Origin of the sequence: Kosakonia oryziphila (assembly GCF_900094795.1) — a bacterium.
In the GTDB taxonomy this organism is placed as follows: Bacteria; Pseudomonadota; Gammaproteobacteria; order Enterobacterales; family Enterobacteriaceae; genus Kosakonia; species Kosakonia oryziphila.
Genome location: NZ_FMBC01000053.1, coordinates 1 through 24,795, shown reverse-complemented (window position 1 = coordinate 24,795; position 24,795 = coordinate 1). Strand labels below are relative to the sequence as shown.

The 24,795-nt window shown below is 51.5% G+C and carries 21 protein-coding genes and 1 pseudogene; 10 read left to right on the top strand and 12 right to left on the bottom strand.

Annotation, left to right across the window (positions count from 1 at the left end; genetic code table 11):
• Positions 1–408: 408 nt before the first annotated feature.
• Positions 409–1,947: a YdgA family protein gene (locus tag GA0061070_RS20285; RefSeq protein ID WP_090137848.1), complete on the bottom strand. Its 1,539-nt coding sequence runs from the start codon at positions 1,945–1,947 to the stop codon at positions 409–411.
• Between the two features lie 101 nt (positions 1,948–2,048).
• On the bottom strand, positions 2,049–3,227 hold the full coding sequence (gene manA, locus GA0061070_RS20280) for a mannose-6-phosphate isomerase (RefSeq protein WP_090137846.1): 1,179 nt from the start codon (positions 3,225–3,227) through the stop codon (positions 2,049–2,051).
• A gap of 206 nt (positions 3,228–3,433) precedes the next feature.
• Here manA and fumA point away from each other — a divergent pair, with 206 nt between their 5' ends.
• Both fumA and fumC read left to right on the top strand, forming a co-directional pair.
• Positions 3,434–5,080 carry a class I fumarate hydratase FumA gene (fumA, locus tag GA0061070_RS20275; RefSeq protein WP_090137844.1) on the top strand — a complete coding sequence of 549 codons (1,647 nt, stop codon included), beginning with the start codon at positions 3,434–3,436 and terminating at the stop codon, positions 5,078–5,080.
• Between the two features lie 162 nt (positions 5,081–5,242).
• Positions 5,243–6,643 (top strand): class II fumarate hydratase, encoded by a 1,401-nt coding sequence (fumC, locus tag GA0061070_RS20270; protein WP_090137842.1) that lies wholly within the window; start codon positions 5,243–5,245, stop codon positions 6,641–6,643.
• On the opposite strand, the gene tus is transcribed toward fumC, so the two are convergent.
• The 3 genes from tus to rstA all read right to left on the bottom strand — a co-directional run bounded on the left by tus (position 6,640) and on the right by rstA (position 9,682).
• On the bottom strand, positions 6,640–7,569 hold the full coding sequence (tus, locus tag GA0061070_RS20265; protein ID WP_090137840.1) for a DNA replication terminus site-binding protein: 930 nt from the start codon (positions 7,567–7,569) through the stop codon (positions 6,640–6,642). The genes fumC and tus overlap by 4 nt on opposite strands.
• A gap of 79 nt (positions 7,570–7,648) precedes the next feature.
• On the bottom strand, positions 7,649–8,944 hold the full coding sequence (gene rstB, locus GA0061070_RS20260) for a two-component system sensor histidine kinase RstB (protein WP_090137838.1): 1,296 nt from the start codon (positions 8,942–8,944) through the stop codon (positions 7,649–7,651).
• Between the two features lie 21 nt (positions 8,945–8,965).
• Positions 8,966–9,682 (bottom strand): two-component system response regulator RstA, encoded by a 717-nt coding sequence (rstA, locus tag GA0061070_RS20255; protein ID WP_090137836.1) that lies wholly within the window; start codon positions 9,680–9,682, stop codon positions 8,966–8,968.
• A gap of 127 nt (positions 9,683–9,809) precedes the next feature.
• Here rstA and GA0061070_RS20250 point away from each other — a divergent pair, with 127 nt between their 5' ends.
• Positions 9,810–10,145: a GlpM family protein gene (locus tag GA0061070_RS20250; protein WP_090137834.1), complete on the top strand. Its 336-nt coding sequence runs from the start codon at positions 9,810–9,812 to the stop codon at positions 10,143–10,145.
• On the opposite strand, the gene GA0061070_RS20245 is transcribed toward GA0061070_RS20250, so the two are convergent.
• Both GA0061070_RS20245 and ydgH read right to left on the bottom strand, forming a co-directional pair.
• The gene (locus GA0061070_RS20245; protein ID WP_090137832.1) at positions 10,142–11,524 is read right to left on the bottom strand and encodes an amino acid permease; all 1,383 of its coding nucleotides are present in this window, start codon (positions 11,522–11,524) and stop codon (positions 10,142–10,144) included. The two genes, GA0061070_RS20250 and GA0061070_RS20245, sit on opposite strands and share 4 nt — an antisense overlap.
• Before the next feature lie 183 nt (positions 11,525–11,707).
• A complete protein-coding gene (ydgH, locus tag GA0061070_RS20240; protein WP_090137830.1) occupies positions 11,708–12,652 on the bottom strand; it encodes a DUF1471 family protein YdgH in 945 nt (314 codons plus the stop codon).
• A 509-nt stretch (positions 12,653–13,161) separates the two neighbouring features.
• On the opposite strand from ydgH, the gene pntA reads away from it, so the two are divergent.
• The 3 genes from pntA to GA0061070_RS20220 all read left to right on the top strand — a co-directional run bounded on the left by pntA (position 13,162) and on the right by GA0061070_RS20220 (position 17,307).
• Entirely contained in the window at positions 13,162–14,691 is a 1,530-nt protein-coding gene (gene pntA / locus GA0061070_RS20230) for a Re/Si-specific NAD(P)(+) transhydrogenase subunit alpha (protein ID WP_090137828.1), read from the top strand.
• Positions 14,692–14,701: 10 nt separating this feature from the next.
• The gene (gene pntB, locus GA0061070_RS20225; RefSeq protein WP_090137826.1) at positions 14,702–16,090 is read left to right on the top strand and encodes a Re/Si-specific NAD(P)(+) transhydrogenase subunit beta; all 1,389 of its coding nucleotides are present in this window, start codon (positions 14,702–14,704) and stop codon (positions 16,088–16,090) included.
• Positions 16,091–16,197: 107 nt separating this feature from the next.
• Complete coding sequence (locus GA0061070_RS20220) at positions 16,198–17,307, top strand: mechanosensitive ion channel family protein (protein ID WP_090137824.1); 1,110 nt, start codon at positions 16,198–16,200, stop codon at positions 17,305–17,307.
• Positions 17,308–17,383: 76 nt separating this feature from the next.
• Here GA0061070_RS20220 and uspE read toward each other — a convergent pair whose 3' ends face one another.
• The 3 genes from uspE to ogt all read right to left on the bottom strand — a co-directional run bounded on the left by uspE (position 17,384) and on the right by ogt (position 19,956).
• Complete coding sequence (gene uspE, locus GA0061070_RS20215) at positions 17,384–18,331, bottom strand: universal stress protein UspE (RefSeq protein ID WP_090137822.1); 948 nt, start codon at positions 18,329–18,331, stop codon at positions 17,384–17,386.
• Positions 18,332–18,478: 147 nt separating this feature from the next.
• A complete protein-coding gene (gene fnr / locus GA0061070_RS20210) occupies positions 18,479–19,231 on the bottom strand; it encodes a fumarate/nitrate reduction transcriptional regulator Fnr (protein ID WP_007374819.1) in 753 nt (250 codons plus the stop codon).
• A gap of 209 nt (positions 19,232–19,440) precedes the next feature.
• The gene (gene ogt / locus GA0061070_RS20205; RefSeq protein WP_090137820.1) at positions 19,441–19,956 is read right to left on the bottom strand and encodes a methylated-DNA--[protein]-cysteine S-methyltransferase; all 516 of its coding nucleotides are present in this window, start codon (positions 19,954–19,956) and stop codon (positions 19,441–19,443) included.
• 525 nt (positions 19,957–20,481) lie between these two features.
• On the opposite strand from ogt, the gene smrA reads away from it, so the two are divergent.
• The 3 genes from smrA to GA0061070_RS20190 all read left to right on the top strand — a co-directional run bounded on the left by smrA (position 20,482) and on the right by GA0061070_RS20190 (position 23,060).
• Positions 20,482–21,045, top strand: a complete 564-nt coding sequence (gene smrA, locus GA0061070_RS20200; protein WP_090137866.1) for a DNA endonuclease SmrA — start codon at positions 20,482–20,484, stop codon at positions 21,043–21,045.
• Between the two features lie 687 nt (positions 21,046–21,732).
• A complete protein-coding gene (locus tag GA0061070_RS20195) occupies positions 21,733–22,566 on the top strand; it encodes a winged helix-turn-helix domain-containing protein (RefSeq protein ID WP_139109804.1) in 834 nt (277 codons plus the stop codon).
• Entirely contained in the window at positions 22,563–23,060 is a 498-nt protein-coding gene (locus GA0061070_RS20190) for a FidL-like protein (protein ID WP_090137818.1), read from the top strand. The genes GA0061070_RS20195 and GA0061070_RS20190 overlap by 4 nt, the downstream gene beginning before the upstream one ends.
• 187 nt (positions 23,061–23,247) lie before the next feature.
• Here the strand turns inward: GA0061070_RS20190 and GA0061070_RS20185 are convergent, their stop codons facing one another.
• Positions 23,248–24,006 (bottom strand): SDR family NAD(P)-dependent oxidoreductase, encoded by a 759-nt coding sequence (locus GA0061070_RS20185; protein ID WP_090137816.1) that lies wholly within the window; start codon positions 24,004–24,006, stop codon positions 23,248–23,250.
• Positions 24,007–24,107: 101 nt separating this feature from the next.
• On the opposite strand from GA0061070_RS20185, the gene GA0061070_RS20180 reads away from it, so the two are divergent.
• Entirely contained in the window at positions 24,108–24,488 is a 381-nt protein-coding gene (locus GA0061070_RS20180; protein ID WP_244153176.1) for a LysR family transcriptional regulator, read from the top strand.
• Here the strand turns inward: GA0061070_RS20180 and GA0061070_RS20175 are convergent.
• Positions 24,485–24,795: pseudogene (locus GA0061070_RS20175) on the bottom strand (IS4 family transposase); the annotation flags it as partial. The gene GA0061070_RS20180 and the pseudogene GA0061070_RS20175 overlap by 4 nt on opposite strands.

Here is a 24,795-nt window from a genome sequence, read left to right as displayed (position 1 = left end):
GTTAATGTCTGGACAGATTATTTTGCGATAAAAACGCGGTTAAGGGAAACGGGTTGGCACAGTGCGTATTATTGCTCCGGTAGTGGTAGACGGCACGGATGACTGCATGAAGCGCGTTACGTCGTCCATTATCAGACGCTTCCTGAAGAAGCTGCTGTAGCTGATGCACAAGCGCGGCGAAAGAGATATTACTCTCTGACACTAGCAATGCCAAAACGGCATCTTTCAGCACTGTATCGACAAGATCTTCATATGCCTTTTTTCGCCTTCAGCCTCACAAAATCAGCGGCATGGGAGGGAATTGAATATATTGCGTATATATCACCCCGTTGTATGAGTTGTACACGCTGATGCGGAGAGGTGTATTGCTGTCTGGCAAAAATTAACCCCTCCGCAGAGGGGTTAGCATTACTGCTGTGGCACTGCCGGTACTTCCGGCACCGGAGGAACGGCGTTATCTTGCTGCCCGGGCTGAAGCGACGGGAGACCAAACATACCGACAAACTCTTCGAGCGACATTTTTTCGCCATTCAGCGTCACCTGACCGTTCGCGTATTGCAGACTGGTGAGAATATTGTTGTTCTCAAGCGTGGTGATACGGAACATCTGGCCCATAGCCGCCAGCCCTTTAACTTGCTGGTTAGCCAGTTTCGCTGCTTCTTCCTGCTGATAACCTTCCAGTTTCGCGATCTGGGTCATCAGTTCGGTGGCCATGTCCACCGGGATCACCAGTTTGCCATCCAGCGATTTCACCGTGCGATCAACTTCGTCGGCCAGCGTTTGCGGCGCGCTGGTGGCGGTGGAAGGATCTTTCAGCAACAGCGAGAGATTGAAAGTGGCTTCGCCTTTGGCATTTTTCCAGCTTAACGGCGCAACGGTGATCACCGGTTCACCCTTCAGCAACAGCGGTACGGCATTGAGGAAGGCTTCCGTCGCTTTTTGTTGGTAGAGTTCCGGATTCTGCACCACTTCTGGTTGCGCCATCAGCGCGCGCGTCTGCGCGTTGTACTGCTCGCTGAACTGATGCCACGCCTGACCGTCGATCTGGGCCACTTTTAGCGTCAGATTGCCGTTGCCCAGATCCTGCCCCTGAACTTTCAGACTATTGAGGGTGTAATCAATCTGGCTATTGATGTTTTTCTTATCATCAGCCAGTTCGGATTTGGCCGTTAAGTTCATGCCTTCCACCACGGCCAGCTCTTTGTTTTCCACCGAAATAGAGAGTTTATCGAGTGACAGCTTTTGATTGCCGGTTCTCTCATCAAAAGCCGCGATTTCGCTTTTACCGTCGGTTTTAAGTTGATTAAACGACAGTTGCACGCGCTGCCCATACTCATTCACCGCATCGACCAGCCCGCTTTGTGCTTCTCCGCTTAGGGCGAGAGCGTTGCCATCTTTATCCGCGCTGAAACGGAACTGGCCGCCGCTGAAGGTGACTTTCTCGCCCTCTTTTTCAGAGCTGAGCGGGCGCAGAGTGATATCGCTGCGCGTATCGCCGCTATAGCCAATGCGGGTTTCGGCATAGAACGGTGATTCCCCTTTGGCGATGTCAAACAGCGCTTTGGTGACATCGTTATTAACCAGCTGTGTATGTACTGAGGCCATTGCCGGCATCAGGTTGAACGACTTAAGTTGCGCCAGCGGGAAAGGGCCGTGATCGACGGTTTCTTGCAGAACAATGTCCTGGCCGGGTTTTAGCCATGTATTGGTGGCACCATCAACTGGCTTGATATGCAGCGTAAAATGGCTGGAGAAGAGGCCGCGCTGATAATCCTGCGCGGAAACCTCCACATTGGCCTCCGGTGCATTGTGCTTAATCTGCGCATTGGCGTTGTTCACTATCTCCGCCAGACGGCTTTCGAGCTGTTTTCCTGTGTACCAGGCACCGCCAGTCCAGACGACACCCAGTGCAACAATAATCCCTGCGGCAACCAACGTTTTTTTCATAATGTTTATCCATAAAAAATGAAACCAGGCGGTGATGATCGCCTGGACTGTTGAAATAGGTTACAGCAAGCTTAGCAATCCTTATTAAAAAGTTCAGTAACTTAGTTGCTTTTATTGAACACGCGCGCCACTCTCCCGGTGCCGCGGACGGATACAGGCGATTCATCAGCAGCAATGAATGCCGACTCGCCGGGTTTCAGTACCAGACGGTCGCTGCCTTTGCTGAGTACCGCTTCGCCTTCCACGCAAAAGACAATCGCCGCACTTTGCTGCGTAAGTGTGGTTTCAGCGGCGGAGAGATAGTGAAGCGAGAACGCAAAATCATCAACCGGGATTGGAAAATCCAGCTCCGCGCCACGGCGAGCTGGCTCGGTGAGGAGCGTGGCGGCAGGTTTCGGTGTGAACTTGACGTTTGCCACTAGTTCCGGAATATCGATATATTTTGGTGTCAATCCGGCGCGCAGAACGTTATCGGAGTTCGCCATCACTTCCAGCGCTACACCTTGCAGATAGGCATGTGGCGTTTCGGCGAACAGGAACATCGCTTCGCCTGGATTCAGTTTTACCACGTTGAGCAGCAGTGGAGAGAAGAGGCCGCTGTCATCGGGGTAGAATTCAGCAATTGTGCGGATCGTCTGCCACGGCTCGCCCTGTTTTTGTTCCAGTACGGATTTCAGCACCGCCAGTGCGCGGGATTTTTCGTCACCCTGCATGTTGAGCAGTGCGGCAAACAGTTCGCTCAATCTCTCCGCGCCTGGTGCCTGTAAGAAGTGGGCGATAGCCGGATGCGCGCCAGCGACCGGTTGCAGCAGCGAGACAATGTCGGAGAACTCGCGGAAGGCATTCATGGCCAGGAACGGCGTCAGGGCGAACACCAGTTCTGGCTTATGGTTCGGATCTTTATAGTTACGTTCCGCGGCGTTCAGCGGAATGCCAGCGGCGTTCTCTTTGGCGAAGCCGATTTCTGAGTTTTTCTTGTTGGGATGAACCTGAATTGATAGCGGCTGGTCGGCGCACAGCACTTTAAATAAAAACGGTAGTTCGCCGAAACGTTCTGCCACAGCCTGGCCGAGCAGGCGTTTTTTGTCCTGCTCGATCACATCACGCAACGCGCGGGTCTGTCCGCTGGCGTCCTGCACTTTTGAGCTGCTCTTCGGGTGTGCGCCCATCCACAACTCTGCCATCGGCAGGTTTTGCGGATTCACCACGCCATAGAGTTCCGTTAACGCAGTTTTACTTCCCCAGGCGTAGTTTTGCACTGAGTTGATGAGTTTTTGCATTATCAAGCCCTTTCTGAGTTTCTGAGTAATGAAATATTGGCGTCATTAAAGCAACAAACCCGGCAGAAGTAACCTGCGTCGACAAAAAGTCGTATTAGTCTCAGCTTTTGTTAAAAAATTGTGTAGGATATGGTGACTCGCTTTAACACGGGCAGAGGGAATGGCTGCCTGAACAATAACCAGATCGTGCCGTAAGTGAGAGAACAATGTCGAATAAAGCCTTTTACTATCAGGAACCCTTTCCGCTCGGAAAGGACGAGACCGAATACTACCTGCTAAGCCGTGATTATGTTTCTGTTGCCGAGTTTGACGGCCAACAAATCCTCAAAGTTGATCCGCAGGCGCTGACGCTACTGGCGCAACATGCTTTCCACGATGCTGCATTTTTACTGCGCCCGGCGCACCAGCAGCAAGTTGCCGATATCCTCGACGATCCCGAAGCCAGTGAAAACGACAAATATGTGGCGCTGCAATTCCTGCGCAACTCCGAGATCGCATCGCGCGGCGTTCTGCCAACCTGCCAGGATACCGGCACGGCCATCATCATGGGGAAAAAAGGGCAGCATGTGTGGACCGGCGGCGGCGATGAAGCCGCGCTGGCCCGTGGCGTCTATAACACCTTTATTAACGATAACCTGCGTTACTCGCAGAATGCGCCGCTGGATATGTACAAAGAGGTTAACACCGGCACTAACCTGCCAGCGCAGATCGACCTCTACAGCGTGGATGGCGATGAATATAAATTCCTGTGTATTGCCAAGGGCGGCGGTTCGGCCAACAAAACTTATCTTTACCAGGAAACCAAAGCACTGATCACCCCGGCGAAGCTGAAAAATTACCTTGTCGAGAAGATGCGCACCCTTGGTACGGCAGCGTGTCCGCCTTATCACATTGCGTTTGTGATTGGTGGTACATCGGCGGAAGCGACGCTGAAAACCGTAAAACTGGCATCAACCAAATATTACGACGCGCTGCCGACGGAAGGTAATGAGCACGGCCAGGCATTCCGCGATGTGCAACTGGAGCAGGAGTTGTTGGTGGAAGCGCAGAATCTTGGTCTGGGCGCCCAGTTTGGTGGCAAATACTTTGCCCATGATATTCGCGTGATCCGCCTGCCGCGCCACGGCGCGTCCTGTCCAGTGGGGATGGGCGTTTCCTGTTCGGCCGATCGTAACATCAAAGGTAAGATCAACCGTGAAGGGATCTGGCTGGAGCGGCTGGAGCAGAACCCCGGCAAATACATTCCCGAAGCGCTGCGCCAGGCGGGTGAGGGCGAGGCGGTGAAAGTGGATCTCAACCGTCCGATGAAAGAGATCCTGGCGCAGCTGTCGCAGTACCCGGTCTCCACGCGTCTGTCGCTCAGTGGCACGATCATCGTTGCTCGCGATATTGCGCATGCGAAACTGAAAGAACTGATGGACAGCGGCGAGCATCTGCCGGAATACGTGAAAAACCACCCGATTTATTACGCTGGCCCGGCGAAAACACCGGAAGGTTATGCGTCTGGCTCCCTCGGCCCAACCACCGCCGGGCGGATGGATTCCTACGTCGATCAGTTGCAGTCGCAGGGCGGCAGCATGATCATGCTGGCGAAAGGCAACCGCAGTCAGCAGGTGACGGATGCCTGCCATAAACATGGTGGTTTTTACCTTGGCAGCATCGGCGGCCCGGCGGCGATCCTCGCGCAGAACAGCATCAAGCACCTGGAGTGTGTGGCTTATCCGGAGCTGGGAATGGAAGCCATCTGGAAGATAGAAGTGGAAGATTTTCCGGCCTTTATCCTTGTCGATGATAAAGGTAATGACTTCTTCCAGCAGATCCAGTCGGGCCAGTGCGCCCGCTGTGTGAAATAATTCAGACCGCCCTGCGGGGCGGCTTTTTGTTTCTACGATTACCCGGCAGGCCTGTTTCAGCACAAAGCAGTAAACGACATCATAAATAGCATCAATACTTTTACTTGTTTGCAGGTGAGCAATGTCAGCACTCAACACCACTTTGTAGCCAAGGAGAAAGTAATGACAACGCATCGCAGTGAGAAAGATTCGATGGGCACCATCAATGTTCCGGCCGATAAACTGTGGGGAGCGCAAACCCAGCGGTCGCTGGAGCATTTCCGCATTTCCACCGAGAAAATGCCGGTCTCGCTGATCCACGCGCTGGCGCTGACCAAGCGTGCAGCGGCGAAGGTGAATCAGGATCTGGGGTTGTTGCCTGAAGAGAAGGCTCGCGCGATTATCGCGGCGGCAGATGAAGTACTGGCGGGCAAGCATCCCGATGAGTTTCCGCTCGCCATCTGGCAGACCGGCTCCGGCACTCAGAGCAACATGAACATGAACGAGGTTCTGGCGAATCGCGGCAGCGAGATCCTCGGCGGCGTGCGCGGCATGGATCGCAAAATCCACCCTAATGATGACGTAAACAAAAGCCAGAGTTCCAACGACGTTTTTCCTACCGCGATGCATGTTGCGGCGGTGATTGCCGTGCGTGAACACCTTCTGCCGCACTTGCTGGCGCTGAAAAAAACGCTTGCGGAAAAGTCACGCGCTTTCGCTGACATTGTTAAAATAGGTCGCACCCACTTACAGGATGCAACGCCGCTGACGCTTGGTCAGGAGATCTCCGGTTGGGTCGCGATGCTGGAACACAACCTTAAGCATATCGAATTAAGTCTGCCGCATTTAAGTGAGTTGGCGCTGGGCGGAACTGCGGTCGGCACGGGGCTGAATACGCACCCGGAATATGCAGAGCGTGTGGCGAAAGAGCTGGCGAGTTTCACGCAACAACCGTTTATCACTGCGCCCAATAAATTCGAGGCGCTGGCCACCTGTGATGCGCTGGTACATGCTCACGGCGCGTTAAAAGGGCTGGCTGCATCGCTGATGAAAATCGCCAACGATGTGCGCTGGCTGGCTTCCGGCCCGCGCTGCGGCATCGGCGAAATCGCCATTCCCGAAAACGAGCCGGGTAGTTCGATTATGCCGGGCAAAGTTAACCCGACGCAGTGTGAAGCGATGACCATGCTGTGCAGCCAGGTGCTGGGCAATGACGTTGCGGTCAACATTGGCGGCGCATCCGGCAACTTCGAGCTGAATGTGTTCCGTCCGCTGATTATCCATAATTTCCTGCAATCGGTGCGTTTATTGGCCGACGGAATGGCGAGCTTCAACAAGCATTGCGCGGTGGGCATTGAGCCCAATCGCGCGCGTATCAACCAGTTGCTCAATGAGTCGTTAATGCTGGTGACGGCGCTGAATACGCATATCGGCTACGACAAAGCGGCGGAAATTGCTAAAAAAGCCCATAAAGAGGGGCTGACACTGAAAGCCTCGGCGCTGGCACTTGGTTACCTGACAGAGGCCGAGTTTGACAACTGGGTACGCCCGGAGTCGATGGTCGGCAGCATGAAACAGGCCTAACTGGCCAGATAAAGGTGCAGCCGTGGGATCAACAGTGTCAACGGCTGCGCCTGCGGTTTGAAACGGTGCTGTATATTATCGGCGTTGTAATCCAGCAGTTCGCCAATATCCGGCACTGTCCCGCCATTTTCCTCTGAAATCAGCGCGATCATCGGTGTCGGGCAAGCGTATTGCACCTGCTTTTGCGAACCGGAATACCAGATACGCGCAATCGGTTGTACCTTCACCGGGCGTTTAATTTTCAGCCGCGCCTGCTTTGGCAGTGCGGCAATATCGTTGTACTCCTGTTCGACTTTCGCCAGCCATTGCTCCCGTGTGAAGGCTGAAACAGCGCGTGGTGATTTCAGGCTTTTCTCCAGTTGCGTTAGCACCGCGTCTCGCGTGAGATTTTTGATGATGTGCTTATTGGCCCAGCCGAAACGGATGGTAGCGGGAGAATGGATCAACGTCAGCGTTCGGTAGGCATTCAGGGTGATCAGTCCCGGTAAATGACGATGTACCCACTCAAAACGTGCGGCAGGCACCAGCCCTGATTCCACGGTGACAATCCGTTCAAAGGTCAGTTTCAATGAATTGATTGCGCTGATACGCTGTTCCAGCGCCTGACGCGTCGCCTCATTGGTTTGATAACACATTACACCCGGTAGCCGCACTGCGGCTTTGCTGCTGCGGTTCTCCGACTGCTGCTGAATGAACAGATGCGTATAGTGGTTGAGCGCCAGCTCTGCTGCGCGTCGGCCAATATGTTGTTTGACATGAATAGTAGGCAGGGGATTATGCTCTGCACCTTTGGCAATTTCCGGCAAGGTGAAGACGCGCCCGGCCATCAGACGGCACTCCGCCAGCGCCGCTTTCAATGCGCCGAGTTCATGTTCAAGCTGCCGAAACGTGGTGTTCAGACGTTCGATAAGATCCAGCGCCGCCATCCTGATACCTCCATTAGTTACAACATACTATTTAATTTATAGCACAGGTGCCAACATTCGGCTACTGCGCCGCTGCAGTTCAGGAGGGCAGTGAAACGTGGTGGTAGATGGGCCAGCTAAAAGTAAATTGCGCTCCGCCCAATTCGCTTTGCGAGCAACTGACTTCACCGCCGAAAGCCTGAGCTATTGAATGCACAATAGCCAGCCCCAGACCGCAGCCGCCGGTTGCGCGATCGCGGCTGGGATCGAGGCGGACAAAAGGCTCGAACACGCGCTGGCGCTCTTCGGGCGCAATACCCGGACCATCATCTTCCACAGTCATGCTGGCCTGCGAGCCCTGGCGTTGTAAGGTGACCCTCACGGTTTGCTGGCTGTAACGCAGTGCATTATTTACCAGATTATCCAGCACGCGCTCCATCAAGCGCATATCGAGCGCACCATATTCTTCGCCCGGCGTGGCAGTCAGCAACAATGTGTGTTGTGGGTTCATACTGCGGGCATCATCCATATAGCTGTGAAACCAGGCGGGCAGATCCGGGGTAGTGAGTTTCAATTCAGTTTGCGGGCGATCGAGCCGTGCATAGGTCAGCAGTTCTTCAATTAATGCTTCCAGTTGCCCGATATCACGGTTTAGCGCCGCGTGTTCGGCTTCGCTCAGATTATCGCTCATCTCCAGCCGGTAGCGTAGCCTGACCAGCGGCGTACGCAGCTCGTGGGCGATACCGTCAATCAAATGTTTTTTACTGGCGATCAGCGCATTGATGTTATCAGCCATCTGGTTAAAGGCGATGCCGAGCCGCTCAAAGCTGGAATTACTGTCGAAATGAATGCGTTCCTCCAGATGACCGTCACCAAAACGCTGCGCGGCAGATTCCAGCCGCAGCATCTCCTGCCAGTGCGGACGCATCCAGATAAACACCGGAAAGGCGAGTGAGATGGCAATCAGCGCCATCAGCGACATATCCAGCAGCCGCGTTTCGTGCAGGAAAAAGAGATAAGGCACTGGACCGACAGCCAGCACATAATGGCTGCGAGGAATGCGCTGAATAAAAGTATATTCAGAATCCAGCGCCACAATATCGCCTTCGCGCAACCGTTGAGCTGCGGGCTCCTTCAGAGTGAATTTATTCATCGGTTCAATGCGCAGATTGAATGACAAATTCAGATCCAGCTCTTTCAGTGTCTTGGCCCATTGGTGTGGCGGGATTTCGCGCAGTTCGCTGCGCATTAAATAGAGAGAGCTTTTCATCAGATCGTCCAGCGACTGACGTCCTGCGCGCTCGGCGGTAAATTTATAAACCAGACCCACCAGCATCGTCATGACCAGAAAACAGACGAACAGCAAAAGGTAAAACTGGACGAACAGTTTTTTCATCGTGACACCTGGTTAAGAGCTTCAGTTGTCCCACGCGTGCGGCGCGAACAGGTAGCCTTTGTTACGGACGGTTTTGATACGATAAGGTTCGGTGGCACTGTCGAGCAGCTTTTTCCGTAGGCGGGAGATCGCCACATCAACGCTGCGATCCATGCCGTCATAACTGACACCGCGCAGGTTTTTCAACAGCGCGTCCCGGTCCATGATTTGCCCTGCGTGGGTTGCCAGTTCCCACAGCAGTTCGAAATCTGCCGTCGAGAGCGAAATCTGCTCGCCTGCCAGCAGCACCTGGCGGTTAACAGGATCGATCGACAACGTGCCGAAGCTGATGGCTTTGTGCTGCTTCAACGACGGAGCCGCAGGTTCCGCTACGACGCCAGTGCGCTGTCGCAAATGCAACCGCAAACGGGCCAGCAGCACCGCAGGTGGCGTGGTTTTGAGTATGTAGTCGTTGGCACCCATTTCCAGCGACAGAATATGGTTCATATCACTATCGAGCGAGGTGAGCAACACAATCGGGCCGTTCCACTGGCTTCGCAGGTCGCGGCACAGCGTCATACCGTCTTTACCCGGCAGCATAATATCCAGCAGCACCAGCTCCGGTTTTTCACGGGCGATCACCTCTTCGGCGCGATCGCCACGCGGTTCGACAATGACATTCATGTCGTGCTTGCCCAGATAAGCCGCAATCAGCGCGCCGACTTCCGGATCATCTTCCACAAAAACTATCTTATTCATATGCCGATGTTATAGATAAAAACGTAAACATACACCGCCTTGCGGTAAGCTGCTATTACTCTTTTCTGAAAGCTATACGTTCAGTTACGCTGTAGGTTATTGTTGTTAAAGCGTTAAAGGGAAAATTATGGGGCTGTTTTTTAAAGCTGTGCTTGGTGCGCTGGTGGTGCTGTTGATCGGTGTATTAGCAAAAACAAAAAATTATTATATTGCCGGGCTGATCCCACTGTTCCCGACCTTCGCGTTGATCGCTCACTATATTGTGGCAACCGAACGCGGCGTGGAAGCATTGCGCACTACTATCGTGTTCGGCATGTGGGCGATCATTCCCTATTTTGTCTATCTGCTGTCGCTGTGGTATTTCACCAGTATGATGCGCGTCTGGCCGGCGCTGGGTTGCGCAGTATTGTGCTGGTGCCTCAGCGCCTCGATGTTAATTTTTGTCTGGAGCCGTACCCATTAACGCACCAGCATCCAGGTTGCCGGAACAGCGGCAACCAGCAGCAGGCCGATCAGCGCTTTTTCCCTCTGTTTCAGCGCATCGGTCACTTTGTGCGTGTGACGGGCATACATAAAGACCAGCAGACCCGGTGCGTAAAGCACCACGGAGAGTAACAGGTGCATCGGCCCGGAGGCGTACAGCAACCACAATCCGTACAGGCAGGCACCAATGGCGACCGCCTGGTGCAGCGGGCGGCGGGCCATTTTCAGCAGGAAGGCGCCCACGAGGAAATAGGGCACCAGAATCATCTCCGAGGCGATGGTCAGCAGTGTGTTGTAATCCGAGCCGGTAAGCCAGATCAGCACCAGGCAGACCTGCACGCTGCAATTGGTCAGCCATAGCGAGGCGGCTGGGGCGTTGTTTCTATTCTGGTGCGCAAAAATGCGTGGGAAGGCTTTATGCGTCGCCGCCAGCAGTGGAACTTCAGCGGCCATAATGGTCCAGCTCAAATAAGCGCCGCATACGGAGATAATCAATCCGGCGGCAATTACCACTTCTCCCCAGCTACCGAGTAGCCTGACCATCAACCCGGCCATTGACGGGTTGCGCATTTCTGCCAGTTCCGGACGTGGAATCACCCCGAGAGAAAGCAGGGTGACCAGCAGATAGACCATAAGTGCTGCCAACACCGCCAGCAGGGTGGCGCGACCAACGTCCTGTTTATTACGCGCTCTTGCTGATACTACCACGGCGCCTTCCACACCGATAAACACCCACAAGGTGATCAGCATGGTGTTTTTTACCTGTTCCCAGACAGGAACGCCGATCGCGATACCGCTGAAGTCCAGACGGAACTTGTCGAGGTTAAATGCCAGCGCCGCCAGCACGACAAACAATCCAAGCGGCACCAGTTTCGCCAGCGTGGCGGCAAGATTAATGCTTGCCGCTGTCTGCACGCCGCGCAGGACCAGCGCGTGAACAATCCACAGCAACGCAGACGCGCCGACGATCGATTGCCAGGTATTTCCATCGCCAAACAGACGCAACGCGGGAGTATCGGTAAAGAAACTCAGCGCGGAAAAGACAATCACCAGATAAGAGACGTTAGCAATAACCGCACATAGCCAGTATCCCCAGGCCGAGCAGAAGCCGATCAGCTCGCCGAACCCTTCGCGGGCGTAGGTAAAGATACCGCCATCCAGATCCGGGCGGATACGAGTCAAAATCAGCATCGCAAAGGCGAGCAGCAGTATCCCCACGCCAGTGATCACCCAGCCGATGATCAACGCGGCCGGACTGGCGACTTCCGCCATATTCTGCGGCAGGCTAAATACGCCAGCGCCGAGCATGGAGCTCAAAACCAGCGCAGTTAAAGCGCTAAGGCCTAGTTTTTTTTCCATTGTTATCCTGTCAACAAATGCGGCTAATCCAGAATAATTATTTTGCCGTGGCGCATAAATATGGTGGATATCACTGAGGCGCGGGATTTTACGGAGTGTCTTAAGGGCATGCAATGCTGTCGATGACAATTTTGCGAAAAAGCGAAAAAAAAGCGGCCGAAGCCGCCTGATTCTGGAATGCGCTTACTTGTAGAGGTCGGCGCTGATGGTCATGTTGTTGCCGCTTTCTGACCACTGACGCGTGATGTGGTAATACTTCGCGCCTTTCTGCGCGGCACGTTTCGCAACCTGATAGGAGATTTCCGTCATGTTGCCGTAGTTGCCGGTAAACTTGATACTGTCAAACGGTACCATCTGCGCAGCCGTGATTTTGTTCAATTCTTCGATTTTGGTACCATCAGGCAGTGTGACGCTGTAACGTCCGCCGGATGTGGATTGCGTTTCGAAGAAACGACCAACACCCACGCCTGCTGTTGCATCGCTGGCCACGCCCGGGATTTCCACTTTCTTCGCTTCTTCACCGCCTTTAGCCAGCGCAGCCCGGCCCGCGTCAGAATCACGCGGAATGGCATCTGCGCTCTGGATAACGCGTTTTTTGGCGTCAGCTTTATAGATGAAAGCGGTGATGAGCTGGTTACCGCCCTGGTTCGCATCAACCTGGCGAACGATAAAGAAAGACGCTGCGCCTTTTGCGCTGGCGGCTTTGGTGATGGCGTCGTTGACTTCAGGCTGTGTGCGATAGAAGCCCTGAACGGTGACGGTATCGTACGGCTCAAGCGCGATGGCGACATCTTTAGGTAATTCTGTTACGCCGTTGATCACGCGGAAAGCCGGACGTTCTGCTTTTGCAGCGTCGGCTTTATAGAGATCGACGGTAGCACGTTGGTTGCCGCTGTTGCCCGCATCAGAAGTGTCTACAACATAAAATGCCGCTGCGCCTTCTTTATCCGCGCGTTTGGATGCCGCGCTGACGGCATCGCCAATGGCATTAAAGCGACCGATAATAACGATACGATCGTAAGGTTTTACTGCCTCTGCCTGCTCCGGTGTTAACTCCGTGGCTGCGTTCGCTGTCATCACTGTGGCAGATAAAAGAGCTGACGCCAGGAGGGTATACTTAAGCTTCATAAAAATAGTCCTTCGCCTTGCGCAAACCATAAACTGGTGTTGTTGTTGGGAAAACGTCGGTGATTATTGCATTTAAACAGCGCCACTGTCTGCGTCATTTTTCACTGACTGTGCGATGAGGAGGCAAAAAACGATAACATTTAGTGATATGTTGAAAAAACAGACGCTTGACCAGCAAAAGCGATATAGCATACAACTTTTAACGTTAATACATTGTTAAATGACGGCTCTTCGCTGGAGATTAATCGTGTTTTGCCGCTTCGCTTGAGCGGAATATCGGCCTGTTATAGCGAATTTAAGGAAAATAACCCTGCCAGAATCCCTCTGTCATTCATATTCGCCGATAAAAGCATAATTTCTTTTTTTCGGCTGTGGATCACAGGCGTTATTTTCAGTAGGTTATAGAAAGTTTGTTACTGTTTTATTTTCCGGGGCTTTTGTGAAAACAGAGGTAAATGCCTTCGGGACGACTGACAAACCATCATCTAAATCCGATGGAAGGGAAAACTATGCGTATTGGTGTACCTAAAGAACGGTTGGCCAATGAAACCCGCGTTGCGGCGACACCGAAAACGGTCGAGCAATTGCTTAAATTGGGTTTCAGCGTTGCGGTTGAAAGCGGCGCGGGCAAGCTGGCAAGTTTTGATGACGATGCGTTTACTCTGGCAGGGGCAACGATAGTCGATAGTAGCAACGTCTGGCATTCCGACGTGATCCTGAAAGTGAACGCGCCGAACGATGAAGAGATCGCACGGCTCAATCCGGGCACGACGCTGGTCAGCTTTATCTGGCCTGCGCAGAACCCTGCGCTGATGGAGAAGTTGGCGGCGCGCAACGTGACTGTGATGGCGATGGATTCCGTACCGCGTATCTCGCGCGCGCAATCGCTGGATGCGCTCAGCTCAATGGCGAATATTGCGGGTTACCGTGCCATTGTTGAAGCTGCGCATGAGTTTGGGCGCTTCTTTACCGGGCAGATCACTGCGGCAGGGAAAGTTCCGCCGGCAAAAGTGATGGTTATCGGCGCGGGCGTCGCCGGTCTGGCCGCCATCGGCGCCGCCAATAGCCTTGGCGCGATTGTCCGTGCCTTCGATACCCGTCCGGAAGTGAAGGAGCAGGTGCAAAGTATGGGCGCCGAATTCCTGGAACTCGATTTCGAAGAGGAAGCGGGCAGCGGCGACGGCTACGCAAAAGTGATGTCCGAAGCCTTTATTAAGGCGGAGATGGAACTGTTTGCAGCGCAGGCGAAGGATGTCGATATCATCGTCACCACCGCGCTTATCCCTGGTAAACCGGCACCGAAGCTAATTACCCGTGAAATGGTCGATTCCATGAAGCCGGGTAGCGTGATTGTCGATCTGGCGTCACAAAACGGCGGTAACTGCGAATATACCGTGCCGAATGAAATTAGCACCACGGCTAACGGCGTAAAAGTGATCGGTTATACCGATCTGCCAGGCCGCTTGCCGACACAGTCCTCCCAGCTTTACGGCACCAACCTGGTGAACTTGCTGAAACTACTGTGTGTGGAAAAAGACGGCAATGTGGTGGTCAACTTTGATGATGTCGTGGTGCGTGGTGTAACCGTGGTTCGCGACGGCGAAATCACTTGGCCGGCACCGCCGATTCAGGTTTCCGCACAGCCGCAGGCAACCCCAAAAGTGACTGCTGCGCCGAAAGAAGAAGCCAAACCGGTTTCGCCGTGGCGTAAGTATGCGCTGATGGCGCTGGCGATCATCCTGTTTGGCTGGCTGGCGGATGTCGCGCCGAAAGAGTTCCTCGGTCACTTTACTGTCTTCGCGCTTTCGTGCGTGGTGGGTTACTACGTGGTGTGGAATGTGTCGCACGCGTTGCATACGCCGTTAATGTCGGTAACCAACGCGATTTCCGGCATTATTGTCGTCGGCGCGCTGTTGCAGATCGGCCATGGCGGCTGGGTCAGCTTTTTAAGCTTTATTGCGGTACTGATTGCCAGCATTAATATTTTTGGTGGTTTCACCGTCACTCAGCGCATGCTGAAAATGTTCCGGAAGAACTAAGGGGTAACAGATGTCTGGAGGATTAGTTACTGCTGCATACATTGTTGCCGCGATCCTGTTTATTTTCAGCCTGGCGGGGCTTTCTAAGCACGAAACCTCCCAGCAGGGTAATAACTTCGGTATCGCAGGGATGGCGATTGCGCTGATTGCCACCATCTTTGGCCCGGATACTGGAAACGTTGCCTGGATTCTGGTGGCCATGATCATCGGTGGCGCGATAGGTATTCGCCTGGCGAAGAAAGTTGAAATGACCGAAATGCCGGAGCTGGTGGCAGTACTGCACAGCTTTGTTGGTCTGGCTGCGGTGCTGGTCGGCTTTAACAGCTACCTGTACCACGATGCGGGCCTGGAACCGGTGCTGGTGAATATTCACCTGACCGAAGTGTTCCTCGGCATCTTTATTGGTGCGGTGACCTTTACCGGTTCCATCGTAGCGTTCGGCAAACTGCGCGGTAAAATCTCGTCTAAACCGCTGATGCTGCCGCATCGTCATAAAATGAACCTTGCAGCGTTGGTCGTCTCTTTTGTTCTGCTGCTGGTGTTTGTACGTACCGACAGCGTCGGCCTGCAAGTTCTGGCTCTGCTGCTGATGACCATCATTGCGCTGTTGTTCGGCTGGCATCTGGTAGCGTCCATCGGCGGTGCGGATATGCCGGTGGTGGTTTCCATGTTGAACTCCTACTCCGGTTGGGCGGCGGCGGCGGCGGGCTTTATGCTTAGCAATGACCTGCTGATAGTGACCGGTGCGCTGGTTGGTTCGTCGGGTGCGATCCTCTCTTACATTATGTGTAAAGCGATGAACCGCTCCTTTATCAGCGTGATTGCAGGTGGTTTTGGTACCGACGGTTCTTCATCCGGTAGTGATGAAGAAGTTGGCGAGCATCGCGAAATTAACGCAGAAGAGACTGCCGAACTACTGAAAAATTCGCACTCGGTGATCATCACCCCGGGCTATGGGATGGCGGTGGCGCAGGCGCAGTATCCGGTGGCGGAAATCACCGAAAAACTGCGTGCGCGCGGCGTGAAAGTGCGCTTTGGTATTCACCCGGTCGCCGGGCGTCTGCCTGGCCATATGAACGTGCTGCTGGCGGAAGCGAAAGTGCCGTACGACATCGTGCTGGAAATGGATGAGATCAACGATGATTTCGCCGATACCGATACGGTGCTGGTGATCGGCGCTAACGATACCGTTAACCCGGCGGCGCAGGACGATCCGAAGAGTCCCATTGCCGGGATGCCGGTGCTGGAAGTATGGAAAGCGCAGAACGTAATTGTCTTTAAACGCTCGATGAACACCGGCTATGCTGGCGTACAAAACCCGCTGTTCTTCAAAGAGAATACGCAGATGCTGTTTGGCGATGCCAAAGCCAGCGTCGATGCTATCCTCAAAGCGCTGTAAGTTATACCGCTTACACATACCGCTCTTCGGAGCGGTATTTTTTTGCCCGTAACCAGCAGATGCAGAGCGACTATACTTCTTTCTTCATGTTCTTATGTGGAGGACGGATGACGTTTTTGCCTCATTTTGACTTTATATCTTTATTGATGTCACCCGCATTCTGGGCAGGCCTGTCAACAGTGGTGGTAGTCACGCTGGTGGTTTACTGGCTGTTTACGCGCTTACTTAAGATGGTGATGAAAGGAGCGCATAACTGGAGCGAGAGACAACGCGGTGTCGGCAAGATGCAGCATGTGCTGGTTGATATGCTCAGCCGTACCAGTCAATTTCTTCTCTTTATTGCTGCGTTACTGTTTAGCCTGCGTTTCATCGCTCTCCCCGACAGGCTGTTTAACACCCTCGGACACGCCTGGTTTTTAGTACTGGCGATTCAGATAGCCATCTGGCTTGATCAGGGTGTGGTGTCGTGGATGCGCCATTTGATGTATACGCCTGGCGCAAGCCGAAATCCGGTGACCATGGTGATTGCCGGTCTGTTGCTGCGTATGATGTTGTGGACCATCATGCTGTTGTCGATTCTGGCGAACGCGGGCGTCAATATCACTGCGCTGGTTGCCAGCCTCGGTGTTGGCGGTATTGCGATTGCGCTCGCTGTACAGACCATTCTCAGCGATGTCTTTGCCTCGCTCTCCATTGGTTTCGATAAGCCTTTCGAAATTGGCGATTTCGTGGTGTTTAATGATGTTGCCGGCACCATTGAGCATATTGGTCTTAAAACCACGCGTATCCGTAGCCTGAGTGGCGAGCAAATCGTCTGCGGCAATGCGATTTTGCTGCAACAAACGCTGCATAACTATAAGCGCATGCAGACACGACGTATCGTTTTCACCTTCGGTCTGGCCGTCAGTACGCCGCCGGACAAACTGCGGAAAGTGAGTGAAATGGTGCGGGCCATTATTAACGACGTAGGTGAAACGAAGTTTGACCGTGCACATTTTCAGGGATTCGCTGCCGATCGGCTGAATGTTGAGGTTGTGCATATCGTCAACACGGCGGATTACAACAAGTACATGGATATTCAGCAGGAAATTAATATCCGCATTATGGAAAAACTGGCAGAAGAGGGGATCGCACTGGCGCTGCCGTGTGTAGTGGTAAAAGGTGGGCTGGCGGTAGAAAAACAGGCGGCTGAGCAGCGCGGTGAACCGGCAGTATAAAAAACCGTCTTACTGAAGTGAACCCGAAAAGTTGGATGCTCCAACAGATGGGGTTCACTTCATTGCGGGGTTACATTTAATCGTCTTCGTCGTCCAGTTCGATCGGGCTTTGGTATTCATCCGGTTTGATGACCAATAGGTCGCAGCGCAGATGATCGATTACCTGTTCGGCCGTATTACCGAGGAACGCCGCAGAAATCCCGGTTCGCCCGATGGTGCCCAGTACCACAATCCCTGCTTGTAAGTGCTCGGCAAGGTCCGGGATCACCTCTTCCGGTAACCCTTTCTCGACATGTGTCAGTTTCTCATCAATGCCGAATTTCTGCCGCAGCGCTTTCATTGCCAGCAGATGCTGACCACGTATAGCATCGTTGTACACGCTGGGATCAAATTCCGGCAATTCAATGGCGATATTGATTGGTGTAACCGGGTAAGCACCGACAATATGCACTTCGGTATGGTTGACCTGTTCGGCCAATTGCAACGTCTCTTTGACCAGCTTTTCGTTCAGCGAATTGTGATACAGCTCTTCACTGGCAAGATTGACCGCCACCACGGCGCGACCACCTTCCGGCCAGGGCTGATCTTTGACCATCCATACCGGACAAGGGCATTTGCGCAACAGATGCCAGTCCGTTGGGGTGAAAATAACCGATTCCAGCCGATCGTGCTGGTGGGTCATTTTCAGCAATAAATCATGGCCACCGGAAATCACTTCCTGGATGATGGCTTCGAAGGGGCGGTTATGCCAGACCACTTTGATCTCAATCGGCACGCCCGAATCAATATAAAATTTCGCCTGCTCGCGGATCCACGCAGTACGCTGGCTAATTACGCCCTGCCGCATAGCGGTGCGTTCATCGGGGGACAGAAGGGTAGTCATTTCGTAAGAGAAATCATAGATTGGCAAAAAGGCTTTGATGCGGCCACCAATCCGTTGATGCAAATACACAGCACGCCGTAACGCTGGCTGATCGTCCTGGTTCGGGTCGATGGCGACCAACATATTTTGATACTTAGCCATACAGGGTCTCCTTACATCTGTCACCACAGTCTGTAGATACAAAGATAACCCATAAGTACTGAATGAAACAGGGAAAACCCTTTGCCAGATCAATAAATCACGAAAATTACACAGTCCGGCAAAGGGTCTGAAGACAGGAGAAAAAACTCAGGCGACGTTGCGCGTGTGGCCAGCCAGCTGCGCCAGCATATCACTGTTTTCAATAGTGATATATTTACCTTTCACCGCCAGCATTCCGCTCTTCTGGAAGCGGCCGAGCAGACGGCTAATGGTTTCTACTGTCAGCCCCAGGTAGTTACCAATATCACCACGGGTCATGGTCAAACGGAACTCGCGCGGTGAGAAGCCACGCTGGGCAAAACGACGCGAGAGATTGTAGATAAACGCCGCCAGACGCTCTTCAGCATTTTTCTTCGACAGCAACAGGATCATGTCCTGGTCGCCTTTGATTTCACCACTCATCAGACGCATCATCTGCTGACGCAGGTTGGGCATTTTGCCGGAAAGATCGTCTAGCGTCTCAAAGGGGATTTCACAGACCATTGAGGTTTCCAGCGCCTGCGCGAAGCTGGGATGATGAGCGGTACCGATGGCGTCAAAGCCGACCAGATCGCCAGCCAGATGGAACCCGGTGATCTGCTCGTCGCCCTGTTCGGTAATGGTGTAGCTCTTAATCGTACCGGAACGGATCGCGTACAGCGATTTCAGTTCATCCCCTGCTTTAAACAGCGTCTGACCTTTCTGGATGGGCTTTTTACGCTCAATGATGTTGTCGAGCTGATCCAGCTCGTGCTCATTGAGCGTAAAAGGGATACAAAGCTGGCTAATACTGCAATCCTGGCAATGGATTGCACATCCGCCTGACTGAATGCGTCGTATAATTCGCTTTTCCGGGATCATAGGTCTGCTCAAGCCGTAATTGATATTTGTCAATTTTAACATCTTTTTCCTGAGCACGTAAGTCTGGTAAAACATCAATTCACGATTATTAAAACAGGCGGGCGAACTTCAATGAGATGAATTGATATCATCTTATTGATATTCATTCACTTCGTTAAGTGCTTTTATCGCAAGATTTCCTAATTAAAAGCCTTTTTATGCGCTTTTTCTCACAATAGCAGGTAGCCTTCATGACGTAACAGCCACTCTTTGCGCTGTACACCGCCCGCATAGCCAGTCATGGCGCCATTGCTGCCAATGACTCGGTGACAGGGTACGACAATACTGATCGGGTTTGAGCCATTGGCGGCTCCTACTGCTCTCGCCGCCGTTGCGCGCCCCAGTGTTTTTGCCAATTGACCATAATGCAGCACCTGGCCGCACGGGATCGTGCGTAGTGCCTGCCATACCTCACGCTGAAAGAGGGTGCCGGCGGTCGCCGTGGGTAGGGCGTCGATAATGGTCAGATCGCCGTCAAAGTAGTCCCGAAGTTTTTGGCTCAATCCGCCAGGATCCGTTGCGGCGATTCGTTGATAACCTTCACTGCGATAATGAATATCCAGTAACTTATTCATGCGATCGCTGTGCTCTTCCCACTCTATGGCGCGCAGATGAAAATTTTCGTCGCATACTATCCATAGCGGGCCAAGCGGGGTGGATATTTTATCCTCAAGTAGCGTTAACATCTGACGTCCTTAACCGTAGCAAAGTTTGCTAATCCTGGCAGATGACTTACCGTGCCACCATACCCCGAAAGTACGTTTATTCCGCTATACTAAGGTGAAGAGCAGAATAACAAAGAACAATATTTCGTTGTCTAATAGATCATATATTATCTATTCTCGATGACAAAAAAATAGAGCCTGCGACATCTGTCAGGCTCTACAGTACACACAATGATGCTTCCTTTCGTTATTTTCTGCTTGTCCTCCCTGTGCAATAAATATAGTTATAGCGACGTGATAAAATATTTCCAGTATGAAATGGTGACTGATTTCACGATAATTTAACTTAAATTCAGCCCGTCAAAATGATAATAATTTTGGATAGGTAAAATTTATACGCTCATATTGACTATGATTATTTTGTTACAATTAAACGGGCGAAAACATTAACTATTTGTCAGAACTAAGGTAAACCCTCGTGAGCCATTGTGGGAGCGCTACTCGCCCGTTATAGTACATGAGCAGAAGTTGATGGAGGACTGCCTGATGAACCCTGACGACAAATTGCTTTTTCTTGACGCCATGGAGGACGTTCAGCCCCTGAAGCGCTGTGCAAATATACACTGGCAGCGAACACCTAATCCTCGTGCGCAGCAGCGTGTCGACACCCTACAGCTCGATAATTTTCTCACCACCGGTTTCCTTGACATTATCCCTCTCGGTACGCCGCTGGAATTTAAACGCGAAGGGTTGCAAAGCGGTGTGCTGGATAAGCTACGGCAGGGGAAATACAGCCAGCAGGCAAGCCTTAATCTGCTACGACAGCCGATTGAGCAATGTCGCCAGATGCTGTTCCGCTTTATACATCAGGCGCGGCTTGATGGTCTGCGTAATGTGCTGATTATTCATGGCAAAGGGCGTGAAGATGGTGCGCATCCGAATATCGTGCGCAGCTATCTGGCGCGCTGGCTGACCGAGTTTGATGATGTTCAGGCCTTTTACGCGGCGCTACCGCATCACGGTGGCAATGGTGCCTGCTACGTGGCGTTGCGTAAGTCGGAACAGGCAAAAAAGGATAACTGGGAACGTCACGCCAAACGCAGCCGCTGATGGTCTGGCGTGATTTCTGTATTGCCTCTCACTGTAGTGTTTCTGCATGGAGCCGGCAGTTTAATAATACAAATAGCAAATATCCGTCATTTTTACCTGCGCAGGTAAATACTCCCGAGGTATGAGGTTTATCCGCTGCTTGAAGATATATTCGGCCTGGCAATGGCAGCTCCAAAAATTCGACCTTCAGTGATCCCATAACGTCGGTTGTAGTAAAAATTAAATAATAGATTAAGTGCGCCACGTCCTGGCTATAAAAATCGCTGAGCATCACACCAGCTTTCATATAGCGAAAACCCGAATCCAGCTCGGGTGGCGACCCGAATAAGAGCCCGCATGTTGTTTGTGTTGATAGTCAACCAGCCGCTGACCTACGGGCTAAAGAAGGTTTTATTTTCGTCATGTGGGCCGGTGTGTATAAAAAAGCTTATCATGCAGCAGTGTTGTCTTTTGGCCGGAGTTTTCTGCCGTATGCATTGCACAGACGCGCACCGCCTGATATATATATATATCGTTATATTGATTGATGCGGTGATCGGCTACAGGTGATCTGCTTTTTGATTGCGTAGTTGTTAAGTGAATGGCTACAAAGTCTGTTTTGCCTGCAGACTTGAGTATGCATAGTGCTTCTTCAAATAAGTTGAATTATAATATCGGAAATATTAGCACGAACTCGGTGATTTTCTAATGATTTACATTATCGATGACGTAATTACATACAATTCACATGATTGCACACTAAATCACATTCCTACCGAAGAATCACTGAGTCTCAGCATCCCATCAGGTCGACTTTTTGAGCAATTGCTAAACTCTAATGGCGAAATTCTGGCGCGTGATACTTTGCTGACCGAAGTATGGGATAAATATGGTCTTCGTGGATCGAATAGTAACCTGAACCAGTACCTGAGTATCCTGCGTAAGGCACTTTCCGCGTATGGGTGCGAGAATTTAATCATCACAATTCCTAAAATTGGGATACGCCTTAATACAGAGATTAAAATAGAGCGAGAGCTTATCGCACCCACCATTGTGGCTGATAACTTACCCGACAACACGGCAGTAGTGACTCATGCTGATGACCAGGTAAATGAAGCAGTATTAGTTTCGTCAAACACTACTGATAACATTGTGCAGCACTCATTCACTGTTACCCGGAACATTTTATTTGCCGTTATTACCTTAACGCTTCTGGGAGGTGCTACCTGGTATTACTCTGGAATGCATTCTGCAAAGCTGAGTATTCCGTCAAGCACCGAAAAGCTGGCAGGTGGATGCGAGGTTGTGCTAATGCGGGGGGCGGATATTATTGAACGCCAGTCAATGGATAAGCAAATACTTCAAATCCTCAGTGAAAATCATCAACCTTGCGATCCTGGACGTAGATTTTATTTCGATAAAATGACATCATTAACGACCAAAAATTATGGTAGAACAATTCTGTCAGCATGTAAACTTAATACTAGTGGACACATTATTTCATGTGACAATTTTTATTATATGGACTGGAGAGTGGAATGAAAAGGAGCACCAATATTGTACTTGTTTGCGCGCTAGTTGTATTGCTACTCGTGATTTTTTCAGGCATTTATTTTTTGAATTATCAAACCCAAAACTATCCTTTCCGTTGCTCAACATTTAGTCGATATGAACTCAGCCGCAGCGCGGTAAAGAACATTGAATTTGCTGTCTCCCATGATTTGCGATTTGAAACGGAGAACGATGGTTATCTTTTATTAAATGGCCAGGCGACAGTTGATGGGCAAACCTTTATTCTTAATAGACGAATTGTGCTTAATAATGGTGCTAAAGTAGATAATGATACTTATAAATATAAAATAGATAAAATTATTAAGTCAACAATCGATAACACGCCTGATGAGTCTTTTAATCTATTGCTGGCGGAAATTACGTTAGGTCCTTCTTATCTACAACTGGATGTTGATAAAGTTGATGAAGACTCCTATCTTATTGGCGGGCCACTTTCCTATTTGTTTATCTGTCAGCGTTATTAAGCATCAGATAATCACTAATTTTCAAAATAAAATATAACCGGGAGGAATATCCAGACTTCCAGTTTTTGTCTATAAATCACACAGTTCAGTCACTGAAGGATGTCACGCCCCGGCGGAGAAATCGCAGTGATAGACAATGACCATGTCATAAAAATGATCTTCATCACATGGTCCTGTTCTAAAGCTGTTACCTCATTCCACCCATAGTGAAACCACCATCGACCATGATTTCCTGTCCTGTAACATAACTGGCATCATCAGAAAGTAGCCACGCTACTGTTCCTGAAATGTCTTCAGGAACTCCATTGCGTTGTAATAACGAACGAGAAGCCAGCGCATTAACGGTCTCTTCGGGTAGCGCTGATGCGGCCATCGGGGTAATAATGACGCCGGGGCTGACGGCATTCACTCTTATACTGCGGGTACCACATTCCACGGCCAGTGTACGCATTATTGCAAGCAATGCTGCTTTCGTTGCTGCATAAATCCCGGCGCCAGGCATCACACTTCCGGTGGTCCAGGAAGCATTGATCAGAATAGCGCCTTTCTTTATCAGAGGCAGACAATGGCGGATCGTCAGAAATGTTCCGTTAAGGTTGGTTTCCAGTGGCTCACTGAAGTCTGCGATATCTGCTTCTGCCAGTGGTTTAAAAGCCCCGAGATACCCTGCATTCGCAAACAGGGCATCAACCTGCCCGAAAACAGAAGCAATAGCGGTAAAGGTCTCTTTCACCTGGCTTTCGCTTCTGATATCACAGGGGAAAACATAAGAAAGGCCACCTGTGCGTTTTATTTCATCACGTACTTCTTCGAGCCCTCCTGCCTGTCGGCCAAGGAGCATAACCTTTGCGCCTTCTGATGCCAGCCTTATTGCTGCTGCCCGTCCCATCCCGCTACCGGCACCAGTAACCACAACGGTTTTGTCCACGAAACGCAATCTGTTCATAAATTCTCCGGATGTCATTAAGTACATCCAGGATGGTAATAAAATATCTTTTTAAGGATAATCGCCTTATAAATTTAATAACTTTAAAGTAAAGGTATCGAATGGATCTTTTCCGGTCGATGACGGTTTTTGCTGAAGTGGCCAGATCTGGCTCAATGAGCGCTGCCTCAAGAAAGCTGCTCATTACCCCGGCGATGGTAGGCCAGTATATAGCGGCGCTGGAGGAACGCCTGGGAATGCGGCTGCTGAACCGGACAACGCGTAAGCAAAAGCTGACCGATTTTGGCCTCAGTTATCTGGAACAATGCCATGACATACTGGAAAGGGTGGCGGCCTCTGAAACACAGGCTGAAGGATTGCAGCAATCCTTTGGTGGAAAACTGAGGCTAACAGCCCCTGTATCTTTTGGCACAGAATGCCTCATACCCGCATTGCAGAATTACAGGAAAATGGCACCGGATGTTGTAATGCCAGTCAGTTAAGCAACTGACTGGCTCTTTTTCGGGGCTGTGGGGTATTTCCAGGGCCTCTCCTTTACCACTCTCGGGAAGGCCCTTTCCCTTCTTGTCGGTAATTTCACAAGTTGTCCCATACTTGCAAGATCGCGCATCAGCTCCGGTATACGTCCCGGTGATGCGCCCTGCAATGTCATCAGCATTCTCATCACCATTCCGCATGATTCTGAGAAACTCAGTTGATTCGGCCAGTAACCTTTCAGATGTTCCGCCATTTTAATCATCTGATATCTCACCAGATTATAAGCCAGTAAGACACCCCACAGCTCTTGCT

Bases quoted from the DNA above. Each gene is read 5' to 3' on its own strand.
- GA0061070_RS20285 (WP_090137848.1), bottom strand. From the start codon at position 1,947: ATGAAAAAAACGTTGGTTGCCGCAGGGATTATTGTTGCACTGGGTGTC.
- manA (WP_090137846.1), bottom strand. From the start codon at position 3,227: ATGCAAAAACTCATCAACTCAGTGCAAAACTACGCCTGGGGAAGTAAA.
- fumA (WP_090137844.1), top strand. From the start codon at position 3,434: ATGTCGAATAAAGCCTTTTACTATCAGGAACCCTTTCCGCTCGGAAAG.
- fumC (WP_090137842.1), top strand. From the start codon at position 5,243: ATGACAACGCATCGCAGTGAGAAAGATTCGATGGGCACCATCAATGTT.
- tus (WP_090137840.1), bottom strand. From the start codon at position 7,569: ATGGCGGCGCTGGATCTTATCGAACGTCTGAACACCACGTTTCGGCAG.
- rstB (WP_090137838.1), bottom strand. From the start codon at position 8,944: ATGAAAAAACTGTTCGTCCAGTTTTACCTTTTGCTGTTCGTCTGTTTT.
- rstA (WP_090137836.1), bottom strand. From the start codon at position 9,682: ATGAATAAGATAGTTTTTGTGGAAGATGATCCGGAAGTCGGCGCGCTG.
- GA0061070_RS20250 (WP_090137834.1), top strand. From the start codon at position 9,810: ATGGGGCTGTTTTTTAAAGCTGTGCTTGGTGCGCTGGTGGTGCTGTTG.
- GA0061070_RS20245 (WP_090137832.1), bottom strand. From the start codon at position 11,524: ATGGAAAAAAAACTAGGCCTTAGCGCTTTAACTGCGCTGGTTTTGAGC.
- ydgH (WP_090137830.1), bottom strand. From the start codon at position 12,652: ATGAAGCTTAAGTATACCCTCCTGGCGTCAGCTCTTTTATCTGCCACA.
- pntA (WP_090137828.1), top strand. From the start codon at position 13,162: ATGCGTATTGGTGTACCTAAAGAACGGTTGGCCAATGAAACCCGCGTT.
- pntB (WP_090137826.1), top strand. From the start codon at position 14,702: ATGTCTGGAGGATTAGTTACTGCTGCATACATTGTTGCCGCGATCCTG.
- GA0061070_RS20220 (WP_090137824.1), top strand. From the start codon at position 16,198: ATGACGTTTTTGCCTCATTTTGACTTTATATCTTTATTGATGTCACCC.
- uspE (WP_090137822.1), bottom strand. From the start codon at position 18,331: ATGGCTAAGTATCAAAATATGTTGGTCGCCATCGACCCGAACCAGGAC.
- fnr (WP_007374819.1), bottom strand. From the start codon at position 19,231: ATGATCCCGGAAAAGCGAATTATACGACGCATTCAGTCAGGCGGATGT.
- ogt (WP_090137820.1), bottom strand. From the start codon at position 19,956: ATGTTAACGCTACTTGAGGATAAAATATCCACCCCGCTTGGCCCGCTA.
- smrA (WP_090137866.1), top strand. From the start codon at position 20,482: ATGAACCCTGACGACAAATTGCTTTTTCTTGACGCCATGGAGGACGTT.
- GA0061070_RS20195 (WP_139109804.1), top strand. From the start codon at position 21,733: ATGATTTACATTATCGATGACGTAATTACATACAATTCACATGATTGC.
- GA0061070_RS20190 (WP_090137818.1), top strand. From the start codon at position 22,563: ATGAAAAGGAGCACCAATATTGTACTTGTTTGCGCGCTAGTTGTATTG.
- GA0061070_RS20185 (WP_090137816.1), bottom strand. From the start codon at position 24,006: ATGAACAGATTGCGTTTCGTGGACAAAACCGTTGTGGTTACTGGTGCC.
- GA0061070_RS20180 (WP_244153176.1), top strand. From the start codon at position 24,108: ATGGATCTTTTCCGGTCGATGACGGTTTTTGCTGAAGTGGCCAGATCT.